This window comes from Yersinia sp. Marseille-Q5920 (genome assembly GCF_946902935.1).
In the GTDB taxonomy this organism is placed as follows: Bacteria; Pseudomonadota; Gammaproteobacteria; order Enterobacterales; family Enterobacteriaceae; genus Yersinia; species Yersinia rochesterensis.
On the sequence record NZ_CAMPQA010000002.1, the window covers coordinates 266780 to 290058 of the forward strand.

The window sequence follows — 23279 nt, forward strand, 5'->3', positions numbered from 1 at the left end:
TTTTCCCTCTTAAATCGTAATAACCTTGTACTTCATCTGTTGTCCTTTGGCCGCCAATTTTGGATAATAGGCGGCTTTGCTTTTTTAGGCTCCGCAATGACTTTTTAGGCTCCGCAATGACTGAATACCTGCTCCTGTTTGTCGGTACTGTTTTGGTAAACAACTTCGTTCTGGTCAAATTTCTTGGCCTGTGCCCTTTCATGGGCGTCTCCAAAAAACTGGAGACCGCCATTGGTATGGGGCTGGCGACCACTTTTGTACTGACTTTGGCCTCGGTTTGCGCCTGGATGGTTAACAGCTTTATTTTGCTACCTCTTGGTTTGGTCTATTTACGGACGCTGGCCTTTATTTTAGTTATCGCGGTGGTGGTGCAATTTACTGAGTTGGTGGTGCGCAAAACCAGCCCGACGCTTTATCGCTTACTGGGGATTTTTTTGCCGCTTATCACCACTAACTGTGCGGTGTTAGGTGTGGCTTTGCTTAATGTCAATCAATCCCACAATTTTATGCAATCGGCGGTTTATGGCTTCAGTGCTGCCGCCGGTTTCTCTCTGGTTATGGTGTTATTCGCCGCGATCCGTGAACGGCTGGCCGTTGCTGATGTTCCCGCGCCTTTCCGCGGTTCATCCATTGCGCTGATAACCGCCGGGCTGATGTCATTGGCCTTTATGGGCTTTACCGGGTTGGTGAAGTTCTAATGATGTCGCTATGGATTGCCATTGGGGCATTAAGTACATTGGCGTTGATTTCTGGCGTAGTGCTGGGTTTTGCTGCCCGTCGTTTTCAGGTTGAACAAGACCCAGTCGTCGAACAAGTTGATGCTATTTTACCGCAGAGCCAGTGTGGTCAATGCGGCTATCCCGGCTGTCGCCCTTATGCCGAAGCGGTTTCGGCTGGTGGTGAAAAAATAAATAAATGCGCACCAGGCGGCGAGCAAGTGATGCTCAAATTGGCCGAGTTACTGGCCGTTGAGCCACAACCGCTGGATGGTGACGAAACTGCCGCCCACCCACAACGCAAAGTCGCATTTATCGATGAAGAAAATTGCATCGGTTGCACTAAATGCATTCAGGCCTGCCCAGTTGATGCCATTGTCGGTGCGACCCGCGCTATGCATACCGTGTTGTCAGATCTCTGCACCGGATGCGACCTCTGCGTCGCTCCATGTCCGACCGACTGCATTGAAATGATCCCGGTAGCTACCACCACCGCCAACTGGAAGTGGGATTTAAGCACCATCCCAGTGAAGAATCTTCCTAGCCAATTAGCTGCCTCGCAGATGATTCCGGTGAAAATGATAGATGTGGAGCAACATGTTTAAGCTGTTTTCTGCCCGGCAAACTTTTGTCCATCAACACGACAAAATTTGGGATTTCGACGGCGGTATCCATCCGCCGGAAATGAAGCTGCAATCCAGCCAAGTTCCGATGCGTATCGCGACGTTGCCGGATCAAATGATTATTCCTTTGCAGCAGCATCTCGGGCCTGAAGGTGAACTGCGTGTCAGAACCGGCGAACAGGTGTTAAAAGGGCAACCACTGACGATAGGTCGTGGCCGCACGGTGCCGGTACACGCGCCAACTTCCGGTGTTATTACCGCCATCGCCCCACACACCACCGCCCACCCATCGGGTTTGGCGGAACTCTGTGTGCATATTACCCCAGACGGTGAAGACCGCTGGCGCGAGCAACAGCCGTGGGGGGATTACCATCAGCGCGATAGAAATGTGCTATTGGAGAGGATCCACCAGGCGGGTATTGCCGGTTTAGGTGGCGCTGGTTTCCCCACCGCCAGTAAGTTACAAGGCGGTTTGAACAACGTTACCACACTCATTATCAACGCAGCTGAGTGCGAGCCTTATATCACCGCTGATGACCGTTTGATGCAAGACCATGCTACTGAAGTGGTCTTGGGGATTCAGATTTTAATCTACTTGCTGCAACCTCAGCAGGTGTTGATTGGCATTGAAGATAATAAACCCGAAGCTATCGCCGCCCTGCAACAGGCGCTACGCGGTCAGGATGAAATGCAGCTACGCGTGGTCCCCACTAAATATCCGTCAGGTGGGGCCAAGCAACTCACCAAAATCCTGACCGGCAAAGAAGTGCCTTTCGGTAAACATTCGTCATCCATTGGGGTATTGATGCAAAACGTCGGTACCGTGGTAGCTATCAAGCGGGCGATTATTGACGACGAACCATTAATCGAGCGCGTAGTGACATTAACCGGCGATGCATTATCACAACCGGGAAATTTCTGGGCCAGGATCGGCACCCCCGTCTTGCATTTGTTGAAACTGGCGGGCTTTATGCCGCAGCAACAGCCCATAGTCATTATGGGCGGCCCCTTAATGGGCTTTACCCTTCCCAGCTTAGATGTGCCGATTGTTAAAATTAGTAACTGTATTTTGGCTCCCGCTGAAGCTGAGATGGGGTTATCCGAGCCGGAGCAATCCTGTATCCGCTGTGGTTTATGTGTAGATGCCTGTCCGGCGGGCTTATTACCTCAGCAACTCTATTGGTTTAGCCGTGGCGAAGAGCATGAGAAAGCTCGCAATCATAATCTATTTGATTGTATTGAATGCGGTGCCTGTGCTTATGTTTGCCCAAGTAATATTCCGCTGGTGCAATATTACCGTCAGGAAAAAGCCGAAATACGCGCCCTTGATCAAGAAGCCGCGCGCGCTGCCGAAGCAAAAGCGCGGTTTGAGGCCAAACAAGCACGTCTTGAGCGGGAAAAACTGGCGCGAGAATTGCGCCACAAACAAGCTGCCGTCAAGCTGACCGATGTTGATCAGCAGACTGTTGACGCAGCCGTCAGCCGTTTAGCGCGTGAGTCTAATAAGACAGATTCAGCTATCACTGTGCCCCTTGGACAAACACCGGATAACAGTGCGGTTATTACTGCCCGTGAAGCTCGTAAAGCCCAAGTCAGAGCGCGTCAGGCAGAGAAAGAACGGGCTGCCGTCGAGGAAGAAACTAACGCCACTGATCCACGTCAGGCGGCAGTTGCTGCGGCGATCGCCCGAGTAAAAGCCAAAAAAGCCGCCCAAGCACAGCTTGAATCAGAACCGGTGGAAAATGAAAGCGCAGCGGTGGAGGAAGACCCGCGCAAAGCGGCTGTCGCCGCAGCCATTGCCCGAGTAAAAGCCAAAAAAGCCGCCCAAGCACAGCTTGAGTCAGAACCGGTGAAAAGTGAAAGCGCAGCGGTGGAGGAAGACCCGCGCAAAGCGGCTGTCGCCGCAGCCATTGCCCGAGTAAAAGCCAAAAAAGTCGCCCAAGCTGTTAATCCGGATTAACGACTGAACTGACGCCCTGCAATAGGGTGTCAGTTCACTGACATCAGGTAAGTATAAGCGGCTGTAATATCGCGCAATTTAGATTCTGCATGGCAGCTATCCACCTCAATAACCTCCATTTCGATACCGCCGCCGAACTCATCACGCAACTTAGGCAGCACTTCATTAAACAGATATATTGAAAACTTTATACATTCTTTAGCATTACCTTGATGGGAAATAGATAAAAACTCTCCCGCCGGGATAGACAGCGCATCAACCTCGCGATGTCCCTGAATTTCATGCCGTTTCTCTTTATCAATGGCAGTCGAGTAATACATACTTTTCTGTCCTTGCTGAGACGGCTTAGCGGACAACAGTGAATAGATCCGCTGGCAAGAAAAATTTACTTCCTTGAAAAAATCGAGCAAAATTTCATCTTTCATGGCCATACAAGACGAATGCTGACCACTGCAATGATTGTGTTCATCAAAATCCAGCCGTCGGGTAAAGCCCACTAGCTCTTGTGGAGGTAAAGATATCCGCTTGATTTCTGGCGTATAATTCTCATAGAAATTAAAACGGGGAAGCATCCCTTGCACATCCCACTGCTCCATCTGGCGAAAACTATTGGGAGTAACACCAAAACGCTTCTTAAAAGTACGAGTAAACGTCTGTTGTGAGTCAAAACCCAACTCATCAGAGATTTCAATGATGGGCCGACGCGAGATACGCAAGGCAACCGCCGCACGAGTCAGTACCCGCCCACGTATATAGGACGCTAATTGTAACCCCACAACACTTTTAAATTTTCGTTGCAGATGCCATTTTGAATATCCGGAAATTTTTGCCACATCATCCAATGTGGGGCGTTTTTCTAAATTAATTTCAATCCATTCAATTAATTCATCTATAAACAATATGTCTTCATTAATCATTTCATTGTTCTTTAAATATATAATTACCCTGCATACTACATTAATTTATCATTATGCCAACGCTTTTCTCAACCCTAATTTCAATTGTTAATAAGTCTTTAACTTACAATTAATTACAAATAAAACACCCATAATAGTCGCTATTATAATCAAGTTGTTAGGCTCCTTTTCTGTTACTAAAACCTAATTATTCTCATAGAAAAAACAGTATTCCCGAGGGGGATTTGTTACTAGTCGGATATAAATTGCAAGTGAATTCTTAAGATTAGCCGTTTATTAAATGCACGAATCCCCTTAATATTTCTGCATATAATGAATAATAACCCTATGATTAAAGCGTATTACACTTTGCCCGAATAGGGTAGAATGTGGCACTTGTATTATCCTCCTGACGACTGAGTGTACCAACGCCTGCGTTTGAGAACTCTGTTAAGTATTCGACATATGGTTGCAATTTCATGAAATTCAGGCCTGTAACACCGACCCATAACAAAGGGTTGCAGATAGCCAGTTCCCCTTTTACACATAATCAACGTAGCACCCGCAGTATTATGCTGCTGGTTATTTTGGCTTGTATTCCGGGAATTGTCGCCCAGACCTATTTCTTTGGTTATGGCAGCCTGATTCAGATGGCGTTGGCCATGGTGACCGCCGTGCTAGCCGAAGGCGCTGTTTTGCAATTACGTCAACAGCCCGTCTTGATGCGGTTGCAGGATAATTCTGCCCTGCTCACCGGCTTGCTATTGGGGATAAGCCTGCCCCCGCTGGCCCCTTGGTGGATGATTGTATTAGGGACGTTATTCGCCATTGTCATTGCCAAGCAGTTGTATGGGGGCTTGGGGCAAAATCCCTTTAACCCCGCCATGGTCGGCTATGTCGTTCTACTGATTTCATTCCCGGTGCAAATGACCAGTTGGCTCCCTCCGCTACCCTTGCAGGGAACCCCGGTTGGTTTCTATGACAGTCTGTTAACTATATTCACGGGTTTTACCCAGAACGGCGCGGATCTTCATCAATTGCAGATTGGCTATGATGGGGTCAGTCAGGCCACCCCGCTCGATAGCTTTAAAACCGCCCTGCGTTCGCAACCGACCGAGCAAATTCTGCAACACCCTATTTTTGCTGGGGGGCTAGCGGGCGTCGGTTGGCAATGGGTTAACCTCGGTTTCTTGGCGGGTGGGCTGTTACTGCTGTGGCGTAAAGCGATTCACTGGCATATTCCGGTGAGTTTCTTGGTGGCTTTAGCCGCTTGTGCCGCCCTCAGTTGGATGATTGCGCCACAAAGTTTTGCCCCGCCGATGCTGCATTTGTTTTCCGGTGCCACCATGCTAGGGGCTTTCTTTATTGCCACCGATCCCGTCAGCGCATCAACCACGCCCCGTGGGCGACTGATTTTCGGCGCATTAATTGGTATTCTGGTGTGGCTCATTCGTGTTTACGGCGGTTATCCTGATGGCGTAGCATTTGCTGTGCTGCTGGCTAACATCACTGTTCCGCTGATTGACCACTATACCCAGCCACGCGTTTATGGTCATCAGCGTGGGCACAAATAAGGAGCCGTTATGCTAAACACCATGAGGCGTCACGGCATCACTCTGGCACTGTTTGCTGCCGGTGCCACTGGCTTGACGGCAGTAGTTAATGCCCTGACCGAAACCACCATTGTCCATCAGGCGGCGCTACAGCAAAAAGCCTTGCTGGATCAGGTTGTTCCCGCTGAGTATTATGACAATGACATGCAAGCTGAATGTTACGTTGTCACAAATCCTGCATTAGGTAATATGGCCCCTCACCGCCTTTATCTGGCACGCAAAGAGGGTCAGCCGGTCGCCGCCGCCATTGAAACTACCGCACCAGATGGCTATTCCGGTGCTATTCAATTATTGGTTGGGGCAGATTTTCGCGGTAACGTACTAGGCAGCCGAGTAGTCGAACATCACGAAACCCCCGGTCTGGGTGATAAAATTGATATCCGCATTTCTGATTGGATAAGTCATTTCAGTGGTCAACAGGTAGAAAGTGAACAAGATAAGCGCTGGGCGGTGAAAAAAGACGGGGGTGATTTTGATCAGTTTACCGGTGCGACCATTACCCCCAGAGCAGTGGTTCAGGCGGTGAAAAATACCGCGCTATTTTTAGAAACTCTGCCAGCAAAACTTGATAGTTTGCCCGCCTGTGGAGAAAATCAATGAGTGAAGCAAAAGACCTCTTCGCCCAAGGGCTATGGAAAAATAACTCGGCATTAGTGCAACTGCTGGGCCTCTGCCCCCTGCTGGCCGTCTCATCAACGGCAACCAACGCACTGGGCTTAGGGTTGGCCACCACGCTGGTATTAGTGTGCACCAACACAGCAGTATCGGCGTTACGCCGCTGGGTGCCGAATGAAATCCGCATTCCTATTTACGTCATGATTATTGCGTCAGTGGTCAGTACCGTCCAAATGCTGATTAACGCCTATGCCTTTGGCTTATATCAGTCTCTTGGAATATTCATCCCATTGATTGTAACCAACTGCATTGTGATTGGCCGGGCGGAAGCCTATGCCGCTAAAAATCCAGTGGGATTATCTGCACTGGATGGCCTCGCGATGGGGCTGGGAGCAACTTGCGCCTTATTTGTCTTGGGTTCACTACGTGAAATTTTGGGTAACGGCACCTTGTTTGATGGCGCAGATATGCTGCTCGGAAGCTGGGCAAAAGTGTTGCGCATTGACGTCTTGCATCTGGACAGCCCGTTCCTGTTAGCCATGTTGCCACCGGGCGCTTTTATCGGCTTAGGTTTACTGTTAGCCGGTAAATATGTGATTGATGAAAAAATGAAAGCGCGCAAAGCCAAAGCATTAGCGGCTGCGCCACAGGCTCGGGATATCGTGGTAGAGAAAGTCTTATGAATAAAGAAAAACGCGTCGCTATTTTGACTCGCCTGCGGGATAACGACCCACACCCCACGACCGAGTTAGTCTATAGCACGCCCTTTGAGTTATTGATTTCGGTACTTTTATCGGCGCAAGCAACTGATGTCAGTGTCAATAAAGCCACTGCCAAGCTCTATCCGGTAGCTAACACTCCACAGGCTATGCTGGATCTGGGTGTTGATGGCCTCAAATCATATATTAAAACTATTGGTCTATTTAATACCAAAGCCGAAAATGTGATTAAAACCTGTCGGATATTGCTGGAAAAACATCAAGGCGAAGTGCCAGAGGATCGCGCTGCACTTGAAGCGTTGCCAGGTGTGGGCCGCAAAACAGCCAATGTGGTGCTGAATACCGCCTTTGGCTGGCCTACCATTGCGGTTGATACCCATATATTCCGCGTATGTAACCGTACCGGTTTTGCCCCCGGTAGTAATGTGGATCAGGTTGAAACCAAGTTACTCAAAGTGGTTCCGGCTGAATTTAAACTGGACTGTCACCACTGGCTTATTCTGCATGGTCGCTACACCTGTGTTGCTCGTAAGCCGCGCTGTGGCTCATGCATTATTGAAGACTTATGCGAGTTTAAAGAGAAAGTCTATCCTGAACATTAATCACCAGGCCCAGCAAAATAGGCTGGACTGGTGATTTAAATAGGCTGCCGGCTACACTGATACTGCATTGCTAGGTTCAGGCTGACCACTCATAAAACTGCCGACCTCCACCTGTTTAGCATTAATATTCTTACTACTGGCATAAGCATCTTTAGCAGCTTGAGTAAATGCCCCTGTCTCTTTGTGATTAGGATGATCTATCGTCTGTTTACGATAATATTTTACTTTACCCAACGTGCCAGAATCCATTGATTGAACCATATATTTAGGCATAGTTAACCTCGAAAGTGTCAGTGAAATAAAATATCATTTAAGTGAGCATCGGCTTAAATGAGTCATTACCATTCTAGAACAGCACTCATTGTGTTATAACTGAACGAACTGTTTGATTAATGACTCTAAATAACTCTGTTGTTTTATTAGTGGCTTAGATAGCCCAATTTCATTCAGTGCAGTACCCTGCAATGCCGTTATCTCATTAATAAAAATATGCCATGCGTGGCTAAGTTTTTCAGCTTCAGCAACAACAGCACTTTTCTCTTTATCAATTTTAATGACAGCGTTAATACCAGAAACTAACTTATCTGATTTTTCTAACTGATGATTTAGCTCTGTTAAACGGGTGGAAATTGTATCTATTTGGTTATCCAGTTTTTTCCGTGCTTCAGTTAAATCTATATATTTTAAACCCGCAGAAAACTGCCCCAATACTTTTTTGGTAATTTCTAATGACTGTTTAATCAACTCCAGTTCAGGTTTGGCCAGATCTAATTCACTTAGATTTTCTCCTGTCGGAATAAGATCTTTAAATGCATCAATTAGATTATGCTCACGGATAACATCCATAGCTTCTATTATTTTATCCCTTTTTTTCTCTATCTCTTTTATTTCCAGTTTTTTTATACCGACATCCTCTGTCAGTTGTTTCTGGCGTAATTGTTCAGCTTGCAAGACTTTATCGGTTCCCTCAATAATGACTACATTATGAAGATCAGCAGCCGATTTATCGAGTAACTCCGCTTTTTCGATAAAGAGTTTCCTCAGTTGAGCGATGTCATTACCCAAACTTTTAATCAAATCAAGGCGTTCTTTACGCATTTCAGATTTACTTTCTTCATCAATATCATTACTTCCAAGTGCCTCGTCGATTTCCTCCAGGGTAGTAAAATAGGTTTGTGCCAGCGTATTTTTCAATTTAACCTGTAGACTTGATAGTGACTCGCGCACATTAACATCCAACCTTTGTGAATATAAACTGACTCGTAACGCTTTTTCCTGTAATACTTCGATGCCTTCCGTTTTCAACTGAGCAAGATGTGATATATTTTTAACCCCTTGGTTCAGAGCTTTAATGTTAACGTCTGGGTAATTCAGGGCACTGTGCGGAAATGTGCTTATTTCAGCCATAGTGATAATCCTCATAATAAATGATTAAACAGGGTGAAATGGATTAGCCATATACTTTTTTATATTCGTTTATTGCTTCATCAAATATATGCACCAGCTGGAGGGCCGAGTCTGCGACACTTTTCCATGGTGTAATCACCTGCTGGAATTTATTAACAAAGCTAGTCAGGCGCAATGCATTGTTAATCGTACTGAACTGCGTCTGAGACTCATTGATTTGATTGAGAACAGATAACCACATAAAATCCAGATGGTTAAGTGCAGACTCGGCATCCACCATCCGAATGCCAATATCACTGAATAACAGAGAAAGTGTCTCTAACGAGCTTTGCAATGTTCTTTGATGGCTAACTTTCGCTTCTAATTCAGAAACTTCATGGATTAATGCATTCTTTTCTTTCCTGGCTTTTTCGGCTTTGGCACCAAAGATCCCACCAGTAATAGCAATACCTATTATGCCCCCGGCGGCCCCGGTAAAAGATAGACCGACAAACTTATCGTAATCTTTTTTTAACTGCTCAATTCTCTGTTTCTTCTCTTTTATTTTTTCGTCTAATTCCTTTATTGACTTTCTCATGTTGTTTTTTTCCATCAGGTCATATTTTGCTTTGACCTGCGGCTCCAATCCATTCACTTTATTTCCCGATGATAGTTCACCGCCAGTCAAGGTTATTCTATAATTTGATACCTTTTTCCTAATATTTTCAGTTGTTTTCTGATGTCTATTGATATCTGTCTTCATGTCATCAAGTATATCTTTTAATGCTGTGGCTATTTCATGATCAGCAGATTCATAAGTGATATTTTCCAACTGTTTATCTGTAATATCACCCAGCAAGGTTTTGACTCGCACTGTTATTGGCATTTGATTTATCACATTGATAATTTCATCACCCGTGCTGACGATATTCTTGGCGGCAACATCCAAGTCCAGACTCTGTTGCAATACGCCTTGTTCAACATCGTTCCAATTTAATGCATGATTATGAATCTCATCAAATAAAACTTTAATATCTGTCGGTTCAAGACCAGGAATATCTATTTTTTTATATCCAAGGTAAGTTTCCACTTCATCCTGCTTGATGGGTAAAGAGAGTCCCTTCCTGACATAAAGCTTAAGGTTAATTAAGTCCTCTTTGGTGAAAATGCCCCCAGAGCGCGCAACACCTGTTTGTTCCCCGGTAATAAAGTCCAGGACAACTTCTGGTAACTCATTAATTTTCACTGTGCTTTCAGCACTCGCCAAGACATTATCAATAGCCAGTTGGGTTTGTGTCATTGTATTATCCTCACCTAAATCATTAGGGGTATAGACGAGTAAAGGCAGGTAAAATTCGCCTTTATATTTCAACAGTAACGTGAACATCACTGTTATTATTATTTGTTTTTTAGAATGACCATCATGAAGATATAAAATGCCATTTCGCACTTATATCTTCATGAATTTTAATCACATGGTGTTTGTAATGAGATGTGATAAACCAGCGAACACAGCAACATGGTTTAAGTATAATAGTAGCTACTTTGGGTTATTTATATTTAGTCTTATATTAAACAAGCTAAACTGTCTGTTATTCAATAGTAGAGCAGTTAAATAATATTTCCATCATTTAAACCAGATGATTAGACTGTTATAAGATAAATATCAGTCTAATAATCTAACGAAGCGAACAATCAAGACGAAAATATCATTAAAGTGATTAATTTATTTGATTAAATAGGATTTTAATAAAACAATCTCATTTCCTTTCATAAATTGATTAGCAAATTAATAATTTAAATTAAATCTATATTTTAAGCATAATCAATTTTATTATTTATAGACTTAGTTAGGGTCTCATACTGAATAAATGCCCTCATATGTAATGCCATAGCGCCCAGCTAACCAACCAGTGATAGGCCCCCTCTATGCCGCGATTGCCGGTTTCGATTAGACGTCAGAGCCGCGCCCCACTAGACTTGTGACAAAATAGCATCAAGTTGTTAATGATTTAGCTACCAACTTGAAACAATAAAAACACCTGCGGCGTATCATGATGAAATTTAAATCGACCATAAAACCCTACACTGGCGCGGCTGGTGGCTGGGGTTCTCTTGAAGCAACCACGCGCTTTGTGCTCGACAGCAAGCAAGCATTGAAAAATATCCGTAACTTGTTACGCGTCAATCAGGTTAAAGGCTTTGACTGCCCCGGCTGCGCATGGGGAGATGACAATCACAGCACTTTCAGTTTTTGTGAGAATGGGGCTAAAGCGGTCAGTTGGGAAGCCACTCGCAAGGCGGTGGAGCCGGAGTTTTTTGCTGAACATAGCCTTACGACGCTGCGCCAACAAAGTGACTATTTCCTTGAATATCAAGGGCGAATTACTCACCCTATGCGCTATAACCCCGACACTGACCGCTATCAACCGATCAGTTGGGAAAGCGCCCTTGAATTAATTGCTAAGCATATTAATGGGCTGGATAGTCCAAATCAATTGGAGCTGTATACCTCAGGCCGCGCCAGTAATGAAGCTTCCTACCTTTATCAGCTATTTGGCCGCATGTTGGGGACAAATAACTTCCCAGATTGCTCAAATATGTGCCATGAAGCCAGTGGCACTGGGCTGAAACAGAGTATTGGGGTGGGTAAAGGCACCATTCGTATGCAGGATTTTGAGCTAGCTGATGCCATTTTTGTCTTCGGGCAGAATCCGGGCACTAATCACCCAAGAATGTTACACAGTTTGCGCCATGCAAAAGACCGCGGGGCGCGGATTGTCAGCTTCAATACCTTGCGCGAACGCGGGTTAGAACGTTTTGCTGACCCACAAAATCCGATTGAAATGTTGACGCCAAAATCCTCGCCGATCAGTTCTGCCTATTTTCAGCCAAACCTTGGCGGTGATATGGCGGCAGTGCGCGGTATGGTGAAAGCGCTACTGGAAACCCATCGCCATCAACGGGTACAAGGGTTGCCCGGCTTATTCGATGAAACCTTTATTGTTACGCACACCCAAGGAATTGATGATTATCTGACGGCGGTTGATAGTACCTCATGGGCGCAGATTACCCAGCAATCGGGCCTAACGGAGGAGCAAATACGCCACGCGGCAGATATTTATCAGCATGCAGATCGGGTGATTTTGACGTGGGCGATGGGTATCACCCAGCATAAACACTCGGTGATAACCGTCAGAGAGTTAGCCAACCTGCAACTGTTGTTTGGTCAGTTAGGCAAACCCGGTGCCGGTTTATGCCCGGTTCGCGGCCACAGTAATGTGCAAGGCAACCGTACCATGGGGATTGATGAAAAACCCTCTGCCGCGATGTTAGCGCGCTTAGGCCAGCATTTTGGTTTCACCCCACCGCAAGCCGCCGGCCATAATACTGTGGAAGCGCTGGAGGCGATGCTGCGCGGTGAAGTTAACGTGTTGATTGCCCTGGGGGGTAATTTAGCCGCCGCTGCTCCGGATACCGCGCGCACCGCGCAAGCATTGCGCCGTTGTGACCTAACTGTGCATATCAGCACCAAACTGAATCGCAGCCACCTGATTACCGGCACTGAAGCCCTGATCCTGCCAACATTGGGCCGCACAGAGCGCGATATGCAAGCCAGCGGTTCGCAATTTATTACAGTAGAAGATTCATTTAGCATGGTGCATGCCTCTGAGGGCGTGGGTAAACCGCTGGCGGAGACTCAATACGCTGAAACGGCTATTGTTTGCGGTATCGCTAACGCGGTTTTTGCTCAAAAACCCGCTGAAGGTAAAGCGCTGAATTGGCTGGTATTAGCCGATGATTACAACTTAATTCGCGACCATATTGCCGCCACTACTCCCGGCTTTGATGATTTCAATGCCCGTTGCGAGCAACCGGGTGGCTTCTATCTGGGCAGTGCCGCTGCCGACATGCAATTTGCCACCCCCAGTGGTAAAGCCGAGTTTTGCGCATCCATATTGCCAGAGAATTTGTTCCCGCAGATTGCTGGCGTGCCCGTTCCCTTTGTGCTGCAAACCTTGCGCTCGCATGACCAATACAACACCACCATTTATGGCCTCGATGACCGCTATCGCGGGGTGTACGGTCAACGGGAAGTGCTGTTTATTAACCCACAAGATTTGGCCGAGCTGGCCTTGGAAGATGGTGATTTAGTCGAAATTGAAACCCTGTGGAATGACGGAATCACCCGAAAAGTCAGTGGATTCAAACTGGTGAGCTATGATATTCCGCGCGGGAATCTGGCGGCCTATTACCCTGAAACCAACCCGCTGGTGCCCTTGTCCAGCTTTGGTGATGAGACCCACACACCCACCTCAAAATCCGTGCCGGTGACCGTGCGCCGTTGGCAACAGCCGCAAACACTGCGCATTGCTTGAATACGGCCCTGATTCGTCGGGGCCAATTATTGTGGATCACGGCTGACAAAAGGCACCATACATACCCCTGCCTTTAATAGGGAATTCCTCTACAAAATGATATGCCGCTTGCCCGATGGGGCTGATTCGCGTAAAACTGTCAGCCGGATTAATCCCACTTACTAGACCATTCACTGGACGATATGTTTCAAGATAACCCGCTGCTGGCGCAGCTAAAACAGCAACTTCACACTCAGACTCCGCGCGTCGAAGGCGTCGTTAAAGGTACTGAGAAAGGCTTTGGCTTTCTTGAGGTAGACGGGCAGAAAAGTTACTTTATTCCGCCGCCACAGATGAAAAAAGTCATGCATGGCGATCGCATTATTGCGACCCTTCATACCGATAAAGATCGTGAAATTGCTGAGCCGGAAACCCTGGTTGAGCCATTTTTATCGCGCTTTGTTGGCCGTGTGCAACGAAAAGATGACCGCCTGTCTATCGTCCCTGACCATCCTCTGCTGCGCGATGCCATTCAATGTCGTCCGGTGCGCGAACTGACGCACGATTTCCAAACCGGTGATTGGGCCGTAGCCGAAATGCGCCGCCATCCATTAAAAGGTGACCGGGCTTTTAATGCTGATCTGACTGCTTTTATTACTGATGGTGAAGATCATTTCGTGCCTTGGTGGGTCACATTAGCGCGCCATAATCTGGAGCATGAAGCGCCAGCGATGGTGGAATCAGCTCTGCATGATGCCAATCTGCAACGTGAAGATTTGACTGCGCTTAATTTTGTCACTATCGATAGCGCCAGCACCGAAGATATGGATGACGCCTTGCATGTGAAAGACAACGGAGACGGTTCTCTGTTGTTGACCATTGCCATTGCAGACCCTACTGCTTATGTCGATGAGAACAGTGAGTTGGATTTAATTGCCCGCAAACGCGCATTTACCAACTATCTGCCGGGCTTTAATATCCCGATGCTGCCACGCGATTTATCCGACAATCTCTGCTCACTGCGCCCGAATGAACGCCGCCCGGTATTGGTGTGCCGTGTCACTATTGCCGCTGATGGTGCGCTGGGTGATGACATTCAATTCTCAGCCGCTTGGGTAGAATCAAAAGCCAAGCTGGTCTATGACGAAGTGTCTGACTGGTTAGAGGGTCAGGGTGACTGGCAGCCGCAAAATGCTGATATTGCAGAACAAATCACATTACTGAAACGTGTTTGTGAAGCGCGCAGCAATTGGCGTCAGGCCCATGCACTGGTGTTTAAAGACCGGCCGGACTACCGCTTCCTATTGGGCGAAAAAGGCGAAGTGCTGGATATCATTGTGGAACATCGCCGCATTGCTAACCGCATTGTTGAAGAGTGCATGATTGCCGCCAACGTCTGCGCCGCTATTGCGCTGCGTGATAATCTTGGCTTTGGCATTTATAACGTGCATGCCGGATTTGATCCTGCGCTGGTTGAGCAAGCCGCCAATGTGTTGCAAGCCAATGGGGTGGAAGCCGATCCACAAGCGCTGCTGACTCTACCTGGTTTCTGTGAATTGCGCCGTCATCTTGATACCTTGCCGACCCAGTTCCTCGACAGCCGTATCCGTCGTTTCCAAACATTCGCTGAAATCAGTACAGTTCCTGGCCCCCACTTCGGTTTGGGGCTTGAAGCTTACGCCACCTGGACCTCGCCAATTCGTAAATACGGCGATATGGTCAATCATCGCCTGCTGAAAGCCATTATTACCGGCCAGCATGCAGAGAAGCCACAGGATGAAATCACGGTGCAATTAGCTGAACGCCGTCGGTTGAATCGCATGGCTGAACGCGATGTCGGGGATTGGTTGTATGCCCGTTACCTGCAACCTATGGCTGGCACAGATACCCGCTTCCCTGCGGAAATCATTGATGTCACCCGCGGTGGTCTACGCGTACGCTTACTGGATAACGGCGCAGTGGCCTTTATTCCGGCACCCTTTATTCACGCGGTACGTGATGAAATGGTATGCAGCCAGGAAACTGGCACCGTGCAGATCAAAGGTGAAACGGTCTACAGCCAGAACGATAAAATTGAAGTGCGCATTGCAGAAGTGCGAATGGAAACACGCAACGTGGTTGCCCGCCCAGTGGTTTGATAGCGTAACCAACGCACATGCAGCTTGAAGTATGACGGATAGAAGCCGTGGTGATGCACAACATCCCACGGCTTTTTTATGTTCATCATCCCCGCCCCCATTACTTTGGCCTCATGATCAGCACAGTCGGGTGGCCGTCACAATATGTAAGAAAATGATACCAATGGTGAGAAAAAAACAATTAGCTCATCACAGTTCTCACTTTCGCTACTTTTCTTTCACATTAAACCTCCTATGTTAACTAGCAGTTTGCATCTTTTGTCATAAACAGGTGCTGATAATTGCTATAGCCTAAATAATTCGAGTTGCAGAAAGGCGGCAAGTGAATGACAAATTGGTTGTAAACCATTTTGAACAGCGCCAGCGCTGGCCCACAGGGTGAGCCTCATTGAGGCTCATAATCCCGATGAGTTGACGCCAGGTCAATGATTCGGGTGATTGAACCTAGCCAACGCACATGTAGCTCGAAATATAACGGGTACCCCTAACATAACAAGGAGTTGTTCCCCATGAAGAACGTCAAGACTGTCGTCATATGGCTGACCGTGGCGTTAATTGGTGCATTTGCTTTTGCCATGCTGGCACTGAGCCGAGGCGAGCATGTCAACGCCATCTGGTTGGTGATTGCATCGGTAGCTTGTTACAGCATCGCTTATCGTTTTTACAGCCTGTTTATCGCCAAGAATATCTTTGAACTGGATGACCGCCGTTTAACCCCCGCTGAGCGGCGTAATGATGGTCTGGATTATGTTCCAACCAATAAATGGGTGCTTTTCGGTCACCACTTTGCCGCTATTGCTGGTGCAGGGCCGCTAGTTGGGCCTATTTTAGCCGCACAAATGGGCTTCTTACCCGGCACTATCTGGATTCTGGTGGGGGTGATGATGGCCGGTGCGGTGCAGGACTTCTTGATCCTGTTCATCTCCACCCGCCGCGATGGCCGCTCATTGGGGGAAATGGCAAAACAAGAATTAGGGGCTTTTGCCGGTATTATCACCATGTTAGGCGCATTGGGGGTGATGATCATCATCTTGTCCGCACTGGCCTTAGTGGTGGTAAAAGCTTTGGCAGACAGCCCGTGGGGTCTGTTCACCATTGCGGCTACCATCCCAATCGCGCTGTTTATGGGCGTGTATATGCGCTTTCTGCGCCCGGGTAAAATTGCCGAAGTGTCATTAATTGGTTTTGTGTTAATGATGGCGGCAATTATTTACGGTGGGAATATTGCGGTTCATCCTTATTGGGGGCCATTCTTCACCTTACACGGCACTACCCTAACTTGGGTGCTGGTTATTTATGGTTTTATTGCCTCCGTGCTGCCGGTATGGCTGCTGCTGGCACCGCGAGATTATTTATCGACCTTCCTGAAAATCGGCGTCATTATCGGTTTGGCAGTGGGTATTGTGTTCGCCATGCCAGAAATGAAAATGCCCGCCGTCTCGCGCTTTATTGATGGCAGCGGCCCGGTATTCTCCGGCAGCTTGTTCCCATTCCTGTTTATCACCATCGCCTGTGGCGCGATTTCGGGCTTCCATGCGCTGGTTGCCAGTGGCACCACGCCGAAACTGATTGAACGCGAAAGCCACATTCGCTTTATCGGATATGGCGCGATGCTGATGGAGTCATTCGTCGCCATTATGGCGCTGATTTGTGCATCGGTTATTGATCCGGGCGTTTATTTTGCGATGAACTCCCCGGCGGCGCTGATTGGCACCACGGTAGAAAGTGCCGCGTTAGCTATCAACAGCTGGGGATTTGTCGTCACTCCTGAAACTCTGGCTATGGTTGCCAAAGATGTCGGCGAGAACTCGATATTGTCTCGTGCTGGCGGCGCGCCGACCTTTGCCGTCGGGATGGCGCATATCATTAGCGAAGTCTTTAATAGCCGCAATATGATGGCATTCTGGTATCACTTCGCCATTCTGTTTGAGGCGATGTTTATTCTGACCGCCGTTGATGCCGGAACCCGTGCTTGCCGCTTTATGGTGCAGGATTTGGTGGGGGTGGTAGTGCCGAGTCTGGCGAATAACCGCTCCTGGTTGGGTAACTTATCCGGCACCACCGTGGCCGTGGCTTGCTGGGGCTTCTTTGTTTACCAAGGGGTGGTCGATCCACTGGGCGGCATCAATACCCTGTGGCCATTGTTTGGTATCGGTAACCAAATGCTGGCATCAATGGCGCTGATTTTAGGGACTGTCGTCCTGTTTAAAATGAAGAAGCAGCGCTATGCTTGGGTAACCATCCTGCCAACAATTTGGCTGTTTATTACCTCAATGACGGCAGGCTGGCAGAAGATTTTCCATGAAAAACCGAGTATTGGTTTCCTCGCTCAGGCGAAAAAATTCTCGGCGGGTGTCGAGCAAGGGGTATTGATTGCCCCGGCCAAGAGCATTAAGGACATGGAAACTATTGTGTTTAACAACCAGATCAACGCCGCCTTGTGCGCCTTCTTTATGCTGGTGGCAGTGACCATGTTAATTTCATCTTTCTTCGTGATTCGGCGCGCGCTGAAATCCAGCAAGCCCACCACGCATGAGACTGAAGTTGTATTCCGTGAGGAGACTGTTCGTGGCTAATGTAGGTATCCCACTGCGCAGGCAGCACCCTAATCTGTTGCATAACCGGCCATTATCCGCTGGGCCGCGTCAGATTACACGCTGCATACCGCTGGTTCCCATAGCAACTCGCCCGACCACGTTGTGGGCTTGGGTACGTCTGATTACACGCCGGGTGGCACAAAGTTTTCGCTTGATGGTGGGAGTGCAGGATTATGGCAATTATGTCAATCATATGCGCCGTCATCATCCCGAGACACCGCCCATGACCGAGCGTGACTTCCACCGTTATTGTCTGGAGGCCCGTTTCCCGAGTGAAGCGGGTAAGTTGGGGAAATGCCCTTGCTAGGATAAAAGCCGTTTTATTCCGCCCTAACAAGTGACACCGTAACGCCCTGTGATTTTCTAGCAGGGCGTTTTTTTATGCTTTAGTGTGTGAATGAAACATTAGTCCGTGAATGAAACTCTAGCTCAAGATTGTCGAGCCAAATGCGCCCTGCCAATCATGTTCAAACTGTTCAACTGCGGCTTTAACCGCCGGTGTACTGATAAATTGCTCTGCAACATCCACAGGAATAGTCACTGACTGACATCCCGCCAGTAAGCAATCCAGTACCTGCCGTGGCGTCCGGAAGCTAGCAGCCAACACTTTAGCCCCCGGCGCGTGTAAGGTGAGCAACTGCTGTAATTCGCGCACCATGGCGATGCCATCGCCGCCCTGGGCATCTAACCGGTTAACATAAGGGGCAACATATTCAGCCCCGGCTAAAGCCGATAATAGGCCTTGTCCGGCACCGTAAACCGCCGTACCCAATGTCGGGATTGACATCGTTTTCAACTTTTTGATTGCCGCTAACCCTTCTGCGGTGGCGGGCACTTTGATAACCAAACCGGGAACCCGCTGTGACAGTAAAACGGCCTCCGACACCATCAACTCGCTGTCACTGGCCAACACTTGTGCAAAAAGTTTACCTGTTCCCCCCAAAGCATCGCGCAGTGCAGGGAGTACTTCCCAGATAGGTTTGCCCGCTTTAGCCAAAATACTGGGATTGGTGGTGACGCCCTGCAAAGGCAGGACTCGCGCCAGCCGTTTAACTGCGGCCACATCTGCTGTGTCGAGATAAAGCTCCATAACAACCTCCGATTGTGATGATTAAAGCAGCCAAACTGGTTAGCCGCAATCATAGAGCAACCCTTAATCAATAACGTGATCTCGCTCAAACATCTTTCATTCGAAAGTGAATTACACTTCAAATGAAAGTTTATTTTTGGCTGACTCATTATGAACCTAAGACAACAAACAATTTTACAGCAAGTGAATGACCGTAAGCGGGTTAGCGTTAGCGAATTATCGCAAACGACCCAGGTATCGGAAGTGACTATTCGGCAAGATCTTAATCTGCTGGAGAAACGGGGTTTTCTCAAGCGCGTGCACGGCTCTGCTGTTGCCCTTGAAAGTGATGATATTGATGTTCGTATGATGCGCTATTTTTCTATGAAACAAAAACTGGCCAATCATGCAGCCTCGTTGGTCAATGACGGCGAAACAATATTTATTGAAAGCGGCAGCAGTAACGCCCTATTGGCCCATCAGTTGGCAAAACGGCCGGCCATCACGCTGGTGACAGTCAGCGGCTATATTGCACGGCAATTAAAAAACTCCGCCTGTGAAGTCATTCTATTGGGGGGGATTTATCAGAAGAAAAGTGACAGCATGGTCGGCCCATTGACACAACTGTGTTTGCGTCATGTGAATTTCAGTAAAGCATTTATCGGCATTGATGGCTATCAGATGGACTGCGGGTTCACCGGCCGTGACATGTTACGCGCCGATGTGATTAACAGTGTGCTGGCAAAAGGTGCCGAAAATATCATCCTGGCGGATGCCTCTAAATTTGGTCAGGTACATCAAAATTTGCTGGCCACTGACTCAGTTATCAGCAGAGTGATTACCGATAATCGCCTGCCCGCGTGCTATCAACAGCAGTTGACGGCGCAAGGAATTCAAGTCGACATTTTGGGCGAGTAATGGCTGAGTTATCATTATCAAACCGCCCTAATCGGAGCAATACTCATGGCAGAGATGACGTTTACCCGCGAACAAACACAGCGGATGACCTACAAACTTCAGCGTTACCTGGAGCAAGAACACAATATTGAGTTGGAGGATTTTGACACGGAGTTTTTACTGCAATTTATCAGCCGTGAGTTAGGTGCGCATTTTTACAATCAGGGAATCAATGACGCCATCACGCAAATCGAAGCAAAAATGCTCGATATCAGTGACGCCATATTGTGGTTGGAAAAACCCGTGCAAGACTAAACACGGGCAGCCGTCAAACGCGGTTTTTATTGCCCATAATAGGCATTTTTCCCGTGTTTGCGCAGGTAATGTTTATCCAACAATTGCGGCTGCATATCCGCCAATTGCGCGTTCAACTGGCGAGAGAAAATGCCCATATAAGCCAATTCTTCTAACACCACCGCATTGTGCACCGCGTTATCAGCACTGCTTCCCCAGGCAAATGGCCCGTGCGAATTCACTAAAACGGCGGGCACATCTTCTGGCTTAATACCGCGTTGTTGGAAAGTTTCGACAATGACATTACCGGTCTCCCACTCATAACGACCAGCAATCTCTTCCGGGGTCATCAAACGGGTACAGGGAATAGTGCCATAGAAATAATCCGCATGAGTGGTGCCCCAGGCGGGTAAATCTAAACCGGCTTGCGCCCAGATGGTGGCATGGCGTGAATGGGTGTGAACAATACCGCCAATTTGTGGGAAATTAAGGTAAAGCGCCCGGTGAGTATCGGTATCCGACGAGGGTTTCTTGCTGCCCTCCACCACTTTTCCGCTGTCCAACTCCACGACCACCATATCGTCAACCGTCATGACATCATATTCCACGCCCGAAGGTTTAATCACCAAAAGCCCACGATTTCGGTCGACGGCACTGACATTTCCCCACGTGAAAGTGACCAGATTATGGCGCGGTAATGCCAAATTAGCGGCGAGTACCTGCTGCTTCAGTTCGTTGAGCATGGTCATATCCTGAATAACTGAATTTGTCTCATTTTCAGCGCCACAGGGGAGAATCGGTATGGGATAAATAGCTATAAACTGCGTGCGGATCGGCTAGAAAGCGCAGTATGAGAGATATACGCCCATACAGCGAAGCTTTATTGAGCGGTGCCAAGAGGTTAATTCAGTTTTGGCTTCAGATAATCCTTAATTACTGCCCACATTAGGCCAAATTAGGATTATTCACCTATCAAATAACTCTCGGACATTTATACTATTTTTCATTAGTGATAAACCTAGTTTTTAGCATTAATCCTGAATTTAAACTTAAATGCCGTTCTTTATTCTGAACACTAACCGAATAAGACCTCGGCTAAAATGAATACAAAGCCTATACTTAGTCTAGGCAAGTTCATTCTGATACGGATAGCTCAGGGCATATAAGTTGAAGACCTTTACGTTGAAGGTCATAACCTGCTCGATCCGTATTTAGCCACTGTCTGGAGAATTATTATGATGATAATCAATAAACGATTTGCTACTGCCGCGCTGGCACTCACTCTGGCTTTATCTCTATCCGCCTGTTCTAACATGTCCAAACGTGACCGTAATACCGCGATTGGTGCCGGGGCCGGTGCCGTTGGCGGGGCAGTCTTGACGGGCAGTACACTAGGGACGTTAGGTGGTGCTGCTATTGGTGGGGTTATTGGTCATCAGGTCGGTAAATAACCTTTATCCTTCGTACTTGTCGTTGCAGGGGTGTTAGCTACTCTCACTTACCCGAATCACTTACCCGTGTAAGCTCATCGGGATACGTTTGCTTGCTGCCTACCTGCAACACCAATGACTTTGGATAATATGGACGTGATAGTTTTGTAAGGCGTTTAGTGGTAAACGCCTTATATCTACTCACCCACCCGCCAGTTTGACTTTCATCCCTTTGGCTTCGAGCAATTGTTTGAGCAGATCGCGCTTATCTCCTTGAATTTCAATCACGCCGTCTTTCAGCGCACCGCCACAACCGCACTTTTTCTTCAGTTCTGCCGCCAATTTTTCTAGCAGTTCATCACTACCATCAATACCGGTAATCAGACACACGCCCTTTCCTTTGCGGCCACTGGTTTGGCGCTGGATGCGAACAATACCATCGCCCTTAGGTCGCTGCGGTTTTACCTCGGGTTCGGTGATACGGCCAGTGTCAGTTGAATACACTAAGCGGCTATTATCATCACTCATTGTGCCCCCTTAGGTAGCGACGCCAAAATATCAGTCAGGGCTTTTTCAGGATCAGGAGATTGGGTGATCGGACGCCCTATCACCATATAATCCACCCCGGCTACCACGGCTTGTGGCGGTGTCATAATGCGGCGCTGATCACCCGCATCACTGCCTTCAGGGCGGATCCCCGGAGTGACCAGTTTGAAATCCTCACCGCACACTTGTTTTAGCCGCACCGCTTCATGGGCAGAGCACACCACGCCGTCTAAACCGCAATCCCACGTCAATTTCGCCAACCGCTCAGCCTGTTCCGCTGGGGTGATGTTAATGCCAACATCACGTAAATCTTCACCATCCATACTAGTGAGCACGGTCACGGCAATCAGTAACGGCGCTTGCGGCCCGTAGGGCAATAAAGCCTCTTTTGCTGCGCTCATCATACGCGCCCCGCCGCTAGCATGGACATTCACCATCCACACGCCGAGTTCCGCTGCCGCCGCGACAGCACGGGCGGTGGTGTTAGGAATATCGTGGAATTTCAAATCAAGAAACACTTCAAAGCCGCGTTGATGCAGATCACGTACCAATTGCGGGCCATATAAGGTAAACATCTCTTTGCCCACCTTTAACCGGCAATCTCGCGGGTTAACACGATCAGCAAAGGCTAGCGCCGCGTCTTTATTGGCATAATCCAGTGCGACAACAATCGGGGAAGATATTGAGCCACTGTTATTAGTTTTAGTTGCAGACGTCATTTTCCAGCCTTTTTCAGTCAGTCATTATTTTTCAGTCAATAACCAGTCATTATTAGTCAATAAATAGTGGTAACGCCCATATTCTACAGGGTGTATCACAG

General features: G+C 47.8%; 22 protein-coding genes. 14 read left to right on the forward strand and 8 right to left on the reverse strand.

Annotated elements, in window-relative coordinates; all coding sequences use genetic code 11:
• Window positions 1-116 precede the first annotated feature (116 nt).
• The 3 genes from rsxA to rsxC are packed head-to-tail and all read left to right on the forward strand — an operon-like array spanning window position 117 to window position 3299.
• The gene (gene rsxA / locus OVO64_RS03885) at window positions 117-698 is read left to right on the forward strand and encodes an electron transport complex subunit RsxA (RefSeq protein WP_025383905.1); all 582 of its coding nucleotides are present in this window, start codon (window positions 117-119) and stop codon (window positions 696-698) included.
• Window positions 698-1321: an electron transport complex subunit RsxB gene (gene rsxB / locus OVO64_RS03890; protein WP_038632999.1), complete on the forward strand. Its 624-nt coding sequence runs from the start codon at window positions 698-700 to the stop codon at window positions 1319-1321. The genes rsxA and rsxB overlap by 1 nt, the downstream gene beginning before the upstream one ends.
• On the forward strand, window positions 1314-3299 hold the full coding sequence (gene rsxC / locus OVO64_RS03895) for an electron transport complex subunit RsxC (protein WP_267248630.1): 1986 nt from the start codon (window positions 1314-1316) through the stop codon (window positions 3297-3299). The genes rsxB and rsxC overlap by 8 nt, the downstream gene beginning before the upstream one ends.
• Before the next feature lie 29 nt (window positions 3300-3328).
• On the opposite strand, the gene OVO64_RS03900 is transcribed toward rsxC, so the two are convergent.
• On the reverse strand, window positions 3329-4216 hold the full coding sequence (locus tag OVO64_RS03900; RefSeq protein WP_038633005.1) for a helix-turn-helix domain-containing protein: 888 nt from the start codon (window positions 4214-4216) through the stop codon (window positions 3329-3331).
• A gap of 458 nt (window positions 4217-4674) precedes the next feature.
• On the opposite strand from OVO64_RS03900, the gene rsxD reads away from it, so the two are divergent.
• Genes rsxD through nth form a run of 4 tightly spaced genes read left to right on the forward strand, consistent with a single transcriptional unit; the run spans window position 4675 to window position 7744 of the window.
• Window positions 4675-5769, forward strand: a complete 1095-nt coding sequence (gene rsxD, locus OVO64_RS03905; protein ID WP_050291731.1) for an electron transport complex subunit RsxD — start codon at window positions 4675-4677, stop codon at window positions 5767-5769.
• Window positions 5770-5778: 9 nt separating this feature from the next.
• Window positions 5779-6408 (forward strand): electron transport complex subunit RsxG, encoded by a 630-nt coding sequence (gene rsxG, locus OVO64_RS03910; RefSeq protein WP_050291732.1) that lies wholly within the window; start codon window positions 5779-5781, stop codon window positions 6406-6408.
• On the forward strand, window positions 6405-7106 hold the full coding sequence (locus OVO64_RS03915; RefSeq protein ID WP_038633013.1) for an electron transport complex subunit E: 702 nt from the start codon (window positions 6405-6407) through the stop codon (window positions 7104-7106). The genes rsxG and OVO64_RS03915 overlap by 4 nt, the downstream gene beginning before the upstream one ends.
• Window positions 7103-7744: an endonuclease III gene (gene nth / locus OVO64_RS03920; protein WP_038633016.1), complete on the forward strand. Its 642-nt coding sequence runs from the start codon at window positions 7103-7105 to the stop codon at window positions 7742-7744. The genes OVO64_RS03915 and nth overlap by 4 nt, the downstream gene beginning before the upstream one ends.
• 51 nt (window positions 7745-7795) lie before the next feature.
• Here the strand turns inward: nth and OVO64_RS03925 are convergent, their stop codons facing one another.
• The 3 genes from OVO64_RS03925 to OVO64_RS03935 form a co-directional block, all read right to left on the reverse strand.
• The gene (locus tag OVO64_RS03925) at window positions 7796-7993 is read right to left on the reverse strand and encodes a hypothetical protein (protein WP_200877267.1); all 198 of its coding nucleotides are present in this window, start codon (window positions 7991-7993) and stop codon (window positions 7796-7798) included.
• Between the two features lie 117 nt (window positions 7994-8110).
• Window positions 8111-9151: an alpha-xenorhabdolysin family binary toxin subunit B gene (locus tag OVO64_RS03930; RefSeq protein WP_050291733.1), complete on the reverse strand. Its 1041-nt coding sequence runs from the start codon at window positions 9149-9151 to the stop codon at window positions 8111-8113.
• A gap of 43 nt (window positions 9152-9194) precedes the next feature.
• Complete coding sequence (locus OVO64_RS03935) at window positions 9195-10430, reverse strand: alpha-xenorhabdolysin family binary toxin subunit A (protein WP_038639531.1); 1236 nt, start codon at window positions 10428-10430, stop codon at window positions 9195-9197.
• Window positions 10431-11187: 757 nt separating this feature from the next.
• On the opposite strand from OVO64_RS03935, the gene OVO64_RS03940 reads away from it, so the two are divergent.
• The 4 genes from OVO64_RS03940 to OVO64_RS03955 all read left to right on the forward strand — a co-directional run bounded on the left by OVO64_RS03940 (window position 11188) and on the right by OVO64_RS03955 (window position 18530).
• Window positions 11188-13509, forward strand: coding sequence for an FdhF/YdeP family oxidoreductase (locus OVO64_RS03940; protein WP_267248655.1), 2322 nt, complete (start codon window positions 11188-11190; stop codon window positions 13507-13509).
• 182 nt (window positions 13510-13691) lie between these two features.
• Window positions 13692-15626 carry an exoribonuclease II gene (locus tag OVO64_RS03945; RefSeq protein WP_267248631.1) on the forward strand — a complete coding sequence of 645 codons (1935 nt, stop codon included), beginning with the start codon at window positions 13692-13694 and terminating at the stop codon, window positions 15624-15626.
• A 509-nt stretch (window positions 15627-16135) separates the two neighbouring features.
• Window positions 16136-18202: a carbon starvation CstA family protein gene (locus tag OVO64_RS03950; protein WP_038633028.1), complete on the forward strand. Its 2067-nt coding sequence runs from the start codon at window positions 16136-16138 to the stop codon at window positions 18200-18202.
• Window positions 18195-18530 (forward strand): YbdD/YjiX family protein, encoded by a 336-nt coding sequence (locus OVO64_RS03955; RefSeq protein WP_038633030.1) that lies wholly within the window; start codon window positions 18195-18197, stop codon window positions 18528-18530. The genes OVO64_RS03950 and OVO64_RS03955 overlap by 8 nt, the downstream gene beginning before the upstream one ends.
• A gap of 117 nt (window positions 18531-18647) precedes the next feature.
• Here the strand turns inward: OVO64_RS03955 and fsa are convergent, their stop codons facing one another.
• On the reverse strand, window positions 18648-19313 hold the full coding sequence (gene fsa, locus OVO64_RS03960; protein ID WP_038633033.1) for a fructose-6-phosphate aldolase: 666 nt from the start codon (window positions 19311-19313) through the stop codon (window positions 18648-18650).
• A gap of 150 nt (window positions 19314-19463) precedes the next feature.
• Here fsa and OVO64_RS03965 point away from each other — a divergent pair, with 150 nt between their 5' ends.
• A complete protein-coding gene (locus OVO64_RS03965) occupies window positions 19464-20210 on the forward strand; it encodes a DNA-binding transcriptional regulator YciT (RefSeq protein WP_038633036.1) in 747 nt (248 codons plus the stop codon).
• Window positions 20211-20255: 45 nt separating this feature from the next.
• Entirely contained in the window at window positions 20256-20504 is a 249-nt protein-coding gene (locus OVO64_RS03970; protein WP_038633039.1) for a DUF2164 domain-containing protein, read from the forward strand.
• A gap of 26 nt (window positions 20505-20530) precedes the next feature.
• Here OVO64_RS03970 and araD read toward each other — a convergent pair whose 3' ends face one another.
• Window positions 20531-21226, reverse strand: coding sequence for an L-ribulose-5-phosphate 4-epimerase (araD, locus tag OVO64_RS03975; RefSeq protein WP_038633041.1), 696 nt, complete (start codon window positions 21224-21226; stop codon window positions 20531-20533).
• Window positions 21227-21718: 492 nt separating this feature from the next.
• Between araD and osmB the strand changes: the two genes are divergently transcribed.
• A complete protein-coding gene (gene osmB, locus OVO64_RS03980) occupies window positions 21719-21934 on the forward strand; it encodes an osmotically-inducible lipoprotein OsmB (RefSeq protein ID WP_002210611.1) in 216 nt (71 codons plus the stop codon).
• A 180-nt stretch (window positions 21935-22114) separates the two neighbouring features.
• Here the strand turns inward: osmB and yciH are convergent, their stop codons facing one another.
• The gene (gene yciH, locus OVO64_RS03985) at window positions 22115-22441 is read right to left on the reverse strand and encodes a stress response translation initiation inhibitor YciH (RefSeq protein WP_038633045.1); all 327 of its coding nucleotides are present in this window, start codon (window positions 22439-22441) and stop codon (window positions 22115-22117) included.
• Window positions 22438-23178, reverse strand: a complete 741-nt coding sequence (gene pyrF / locus OVO64_RS03990; protein WP_267248632.1) for an orotidine-5'-phosphate decarboxylase — start codon at window positions 23176-23178, stop codon at window positions 22438-22440. The genes yciH and pyrF overlap by 4 nt, the downstream gene beginning before the upstream one ends.
• Window positions 23179-23279 lie beyond the last annotated feature (101 nt).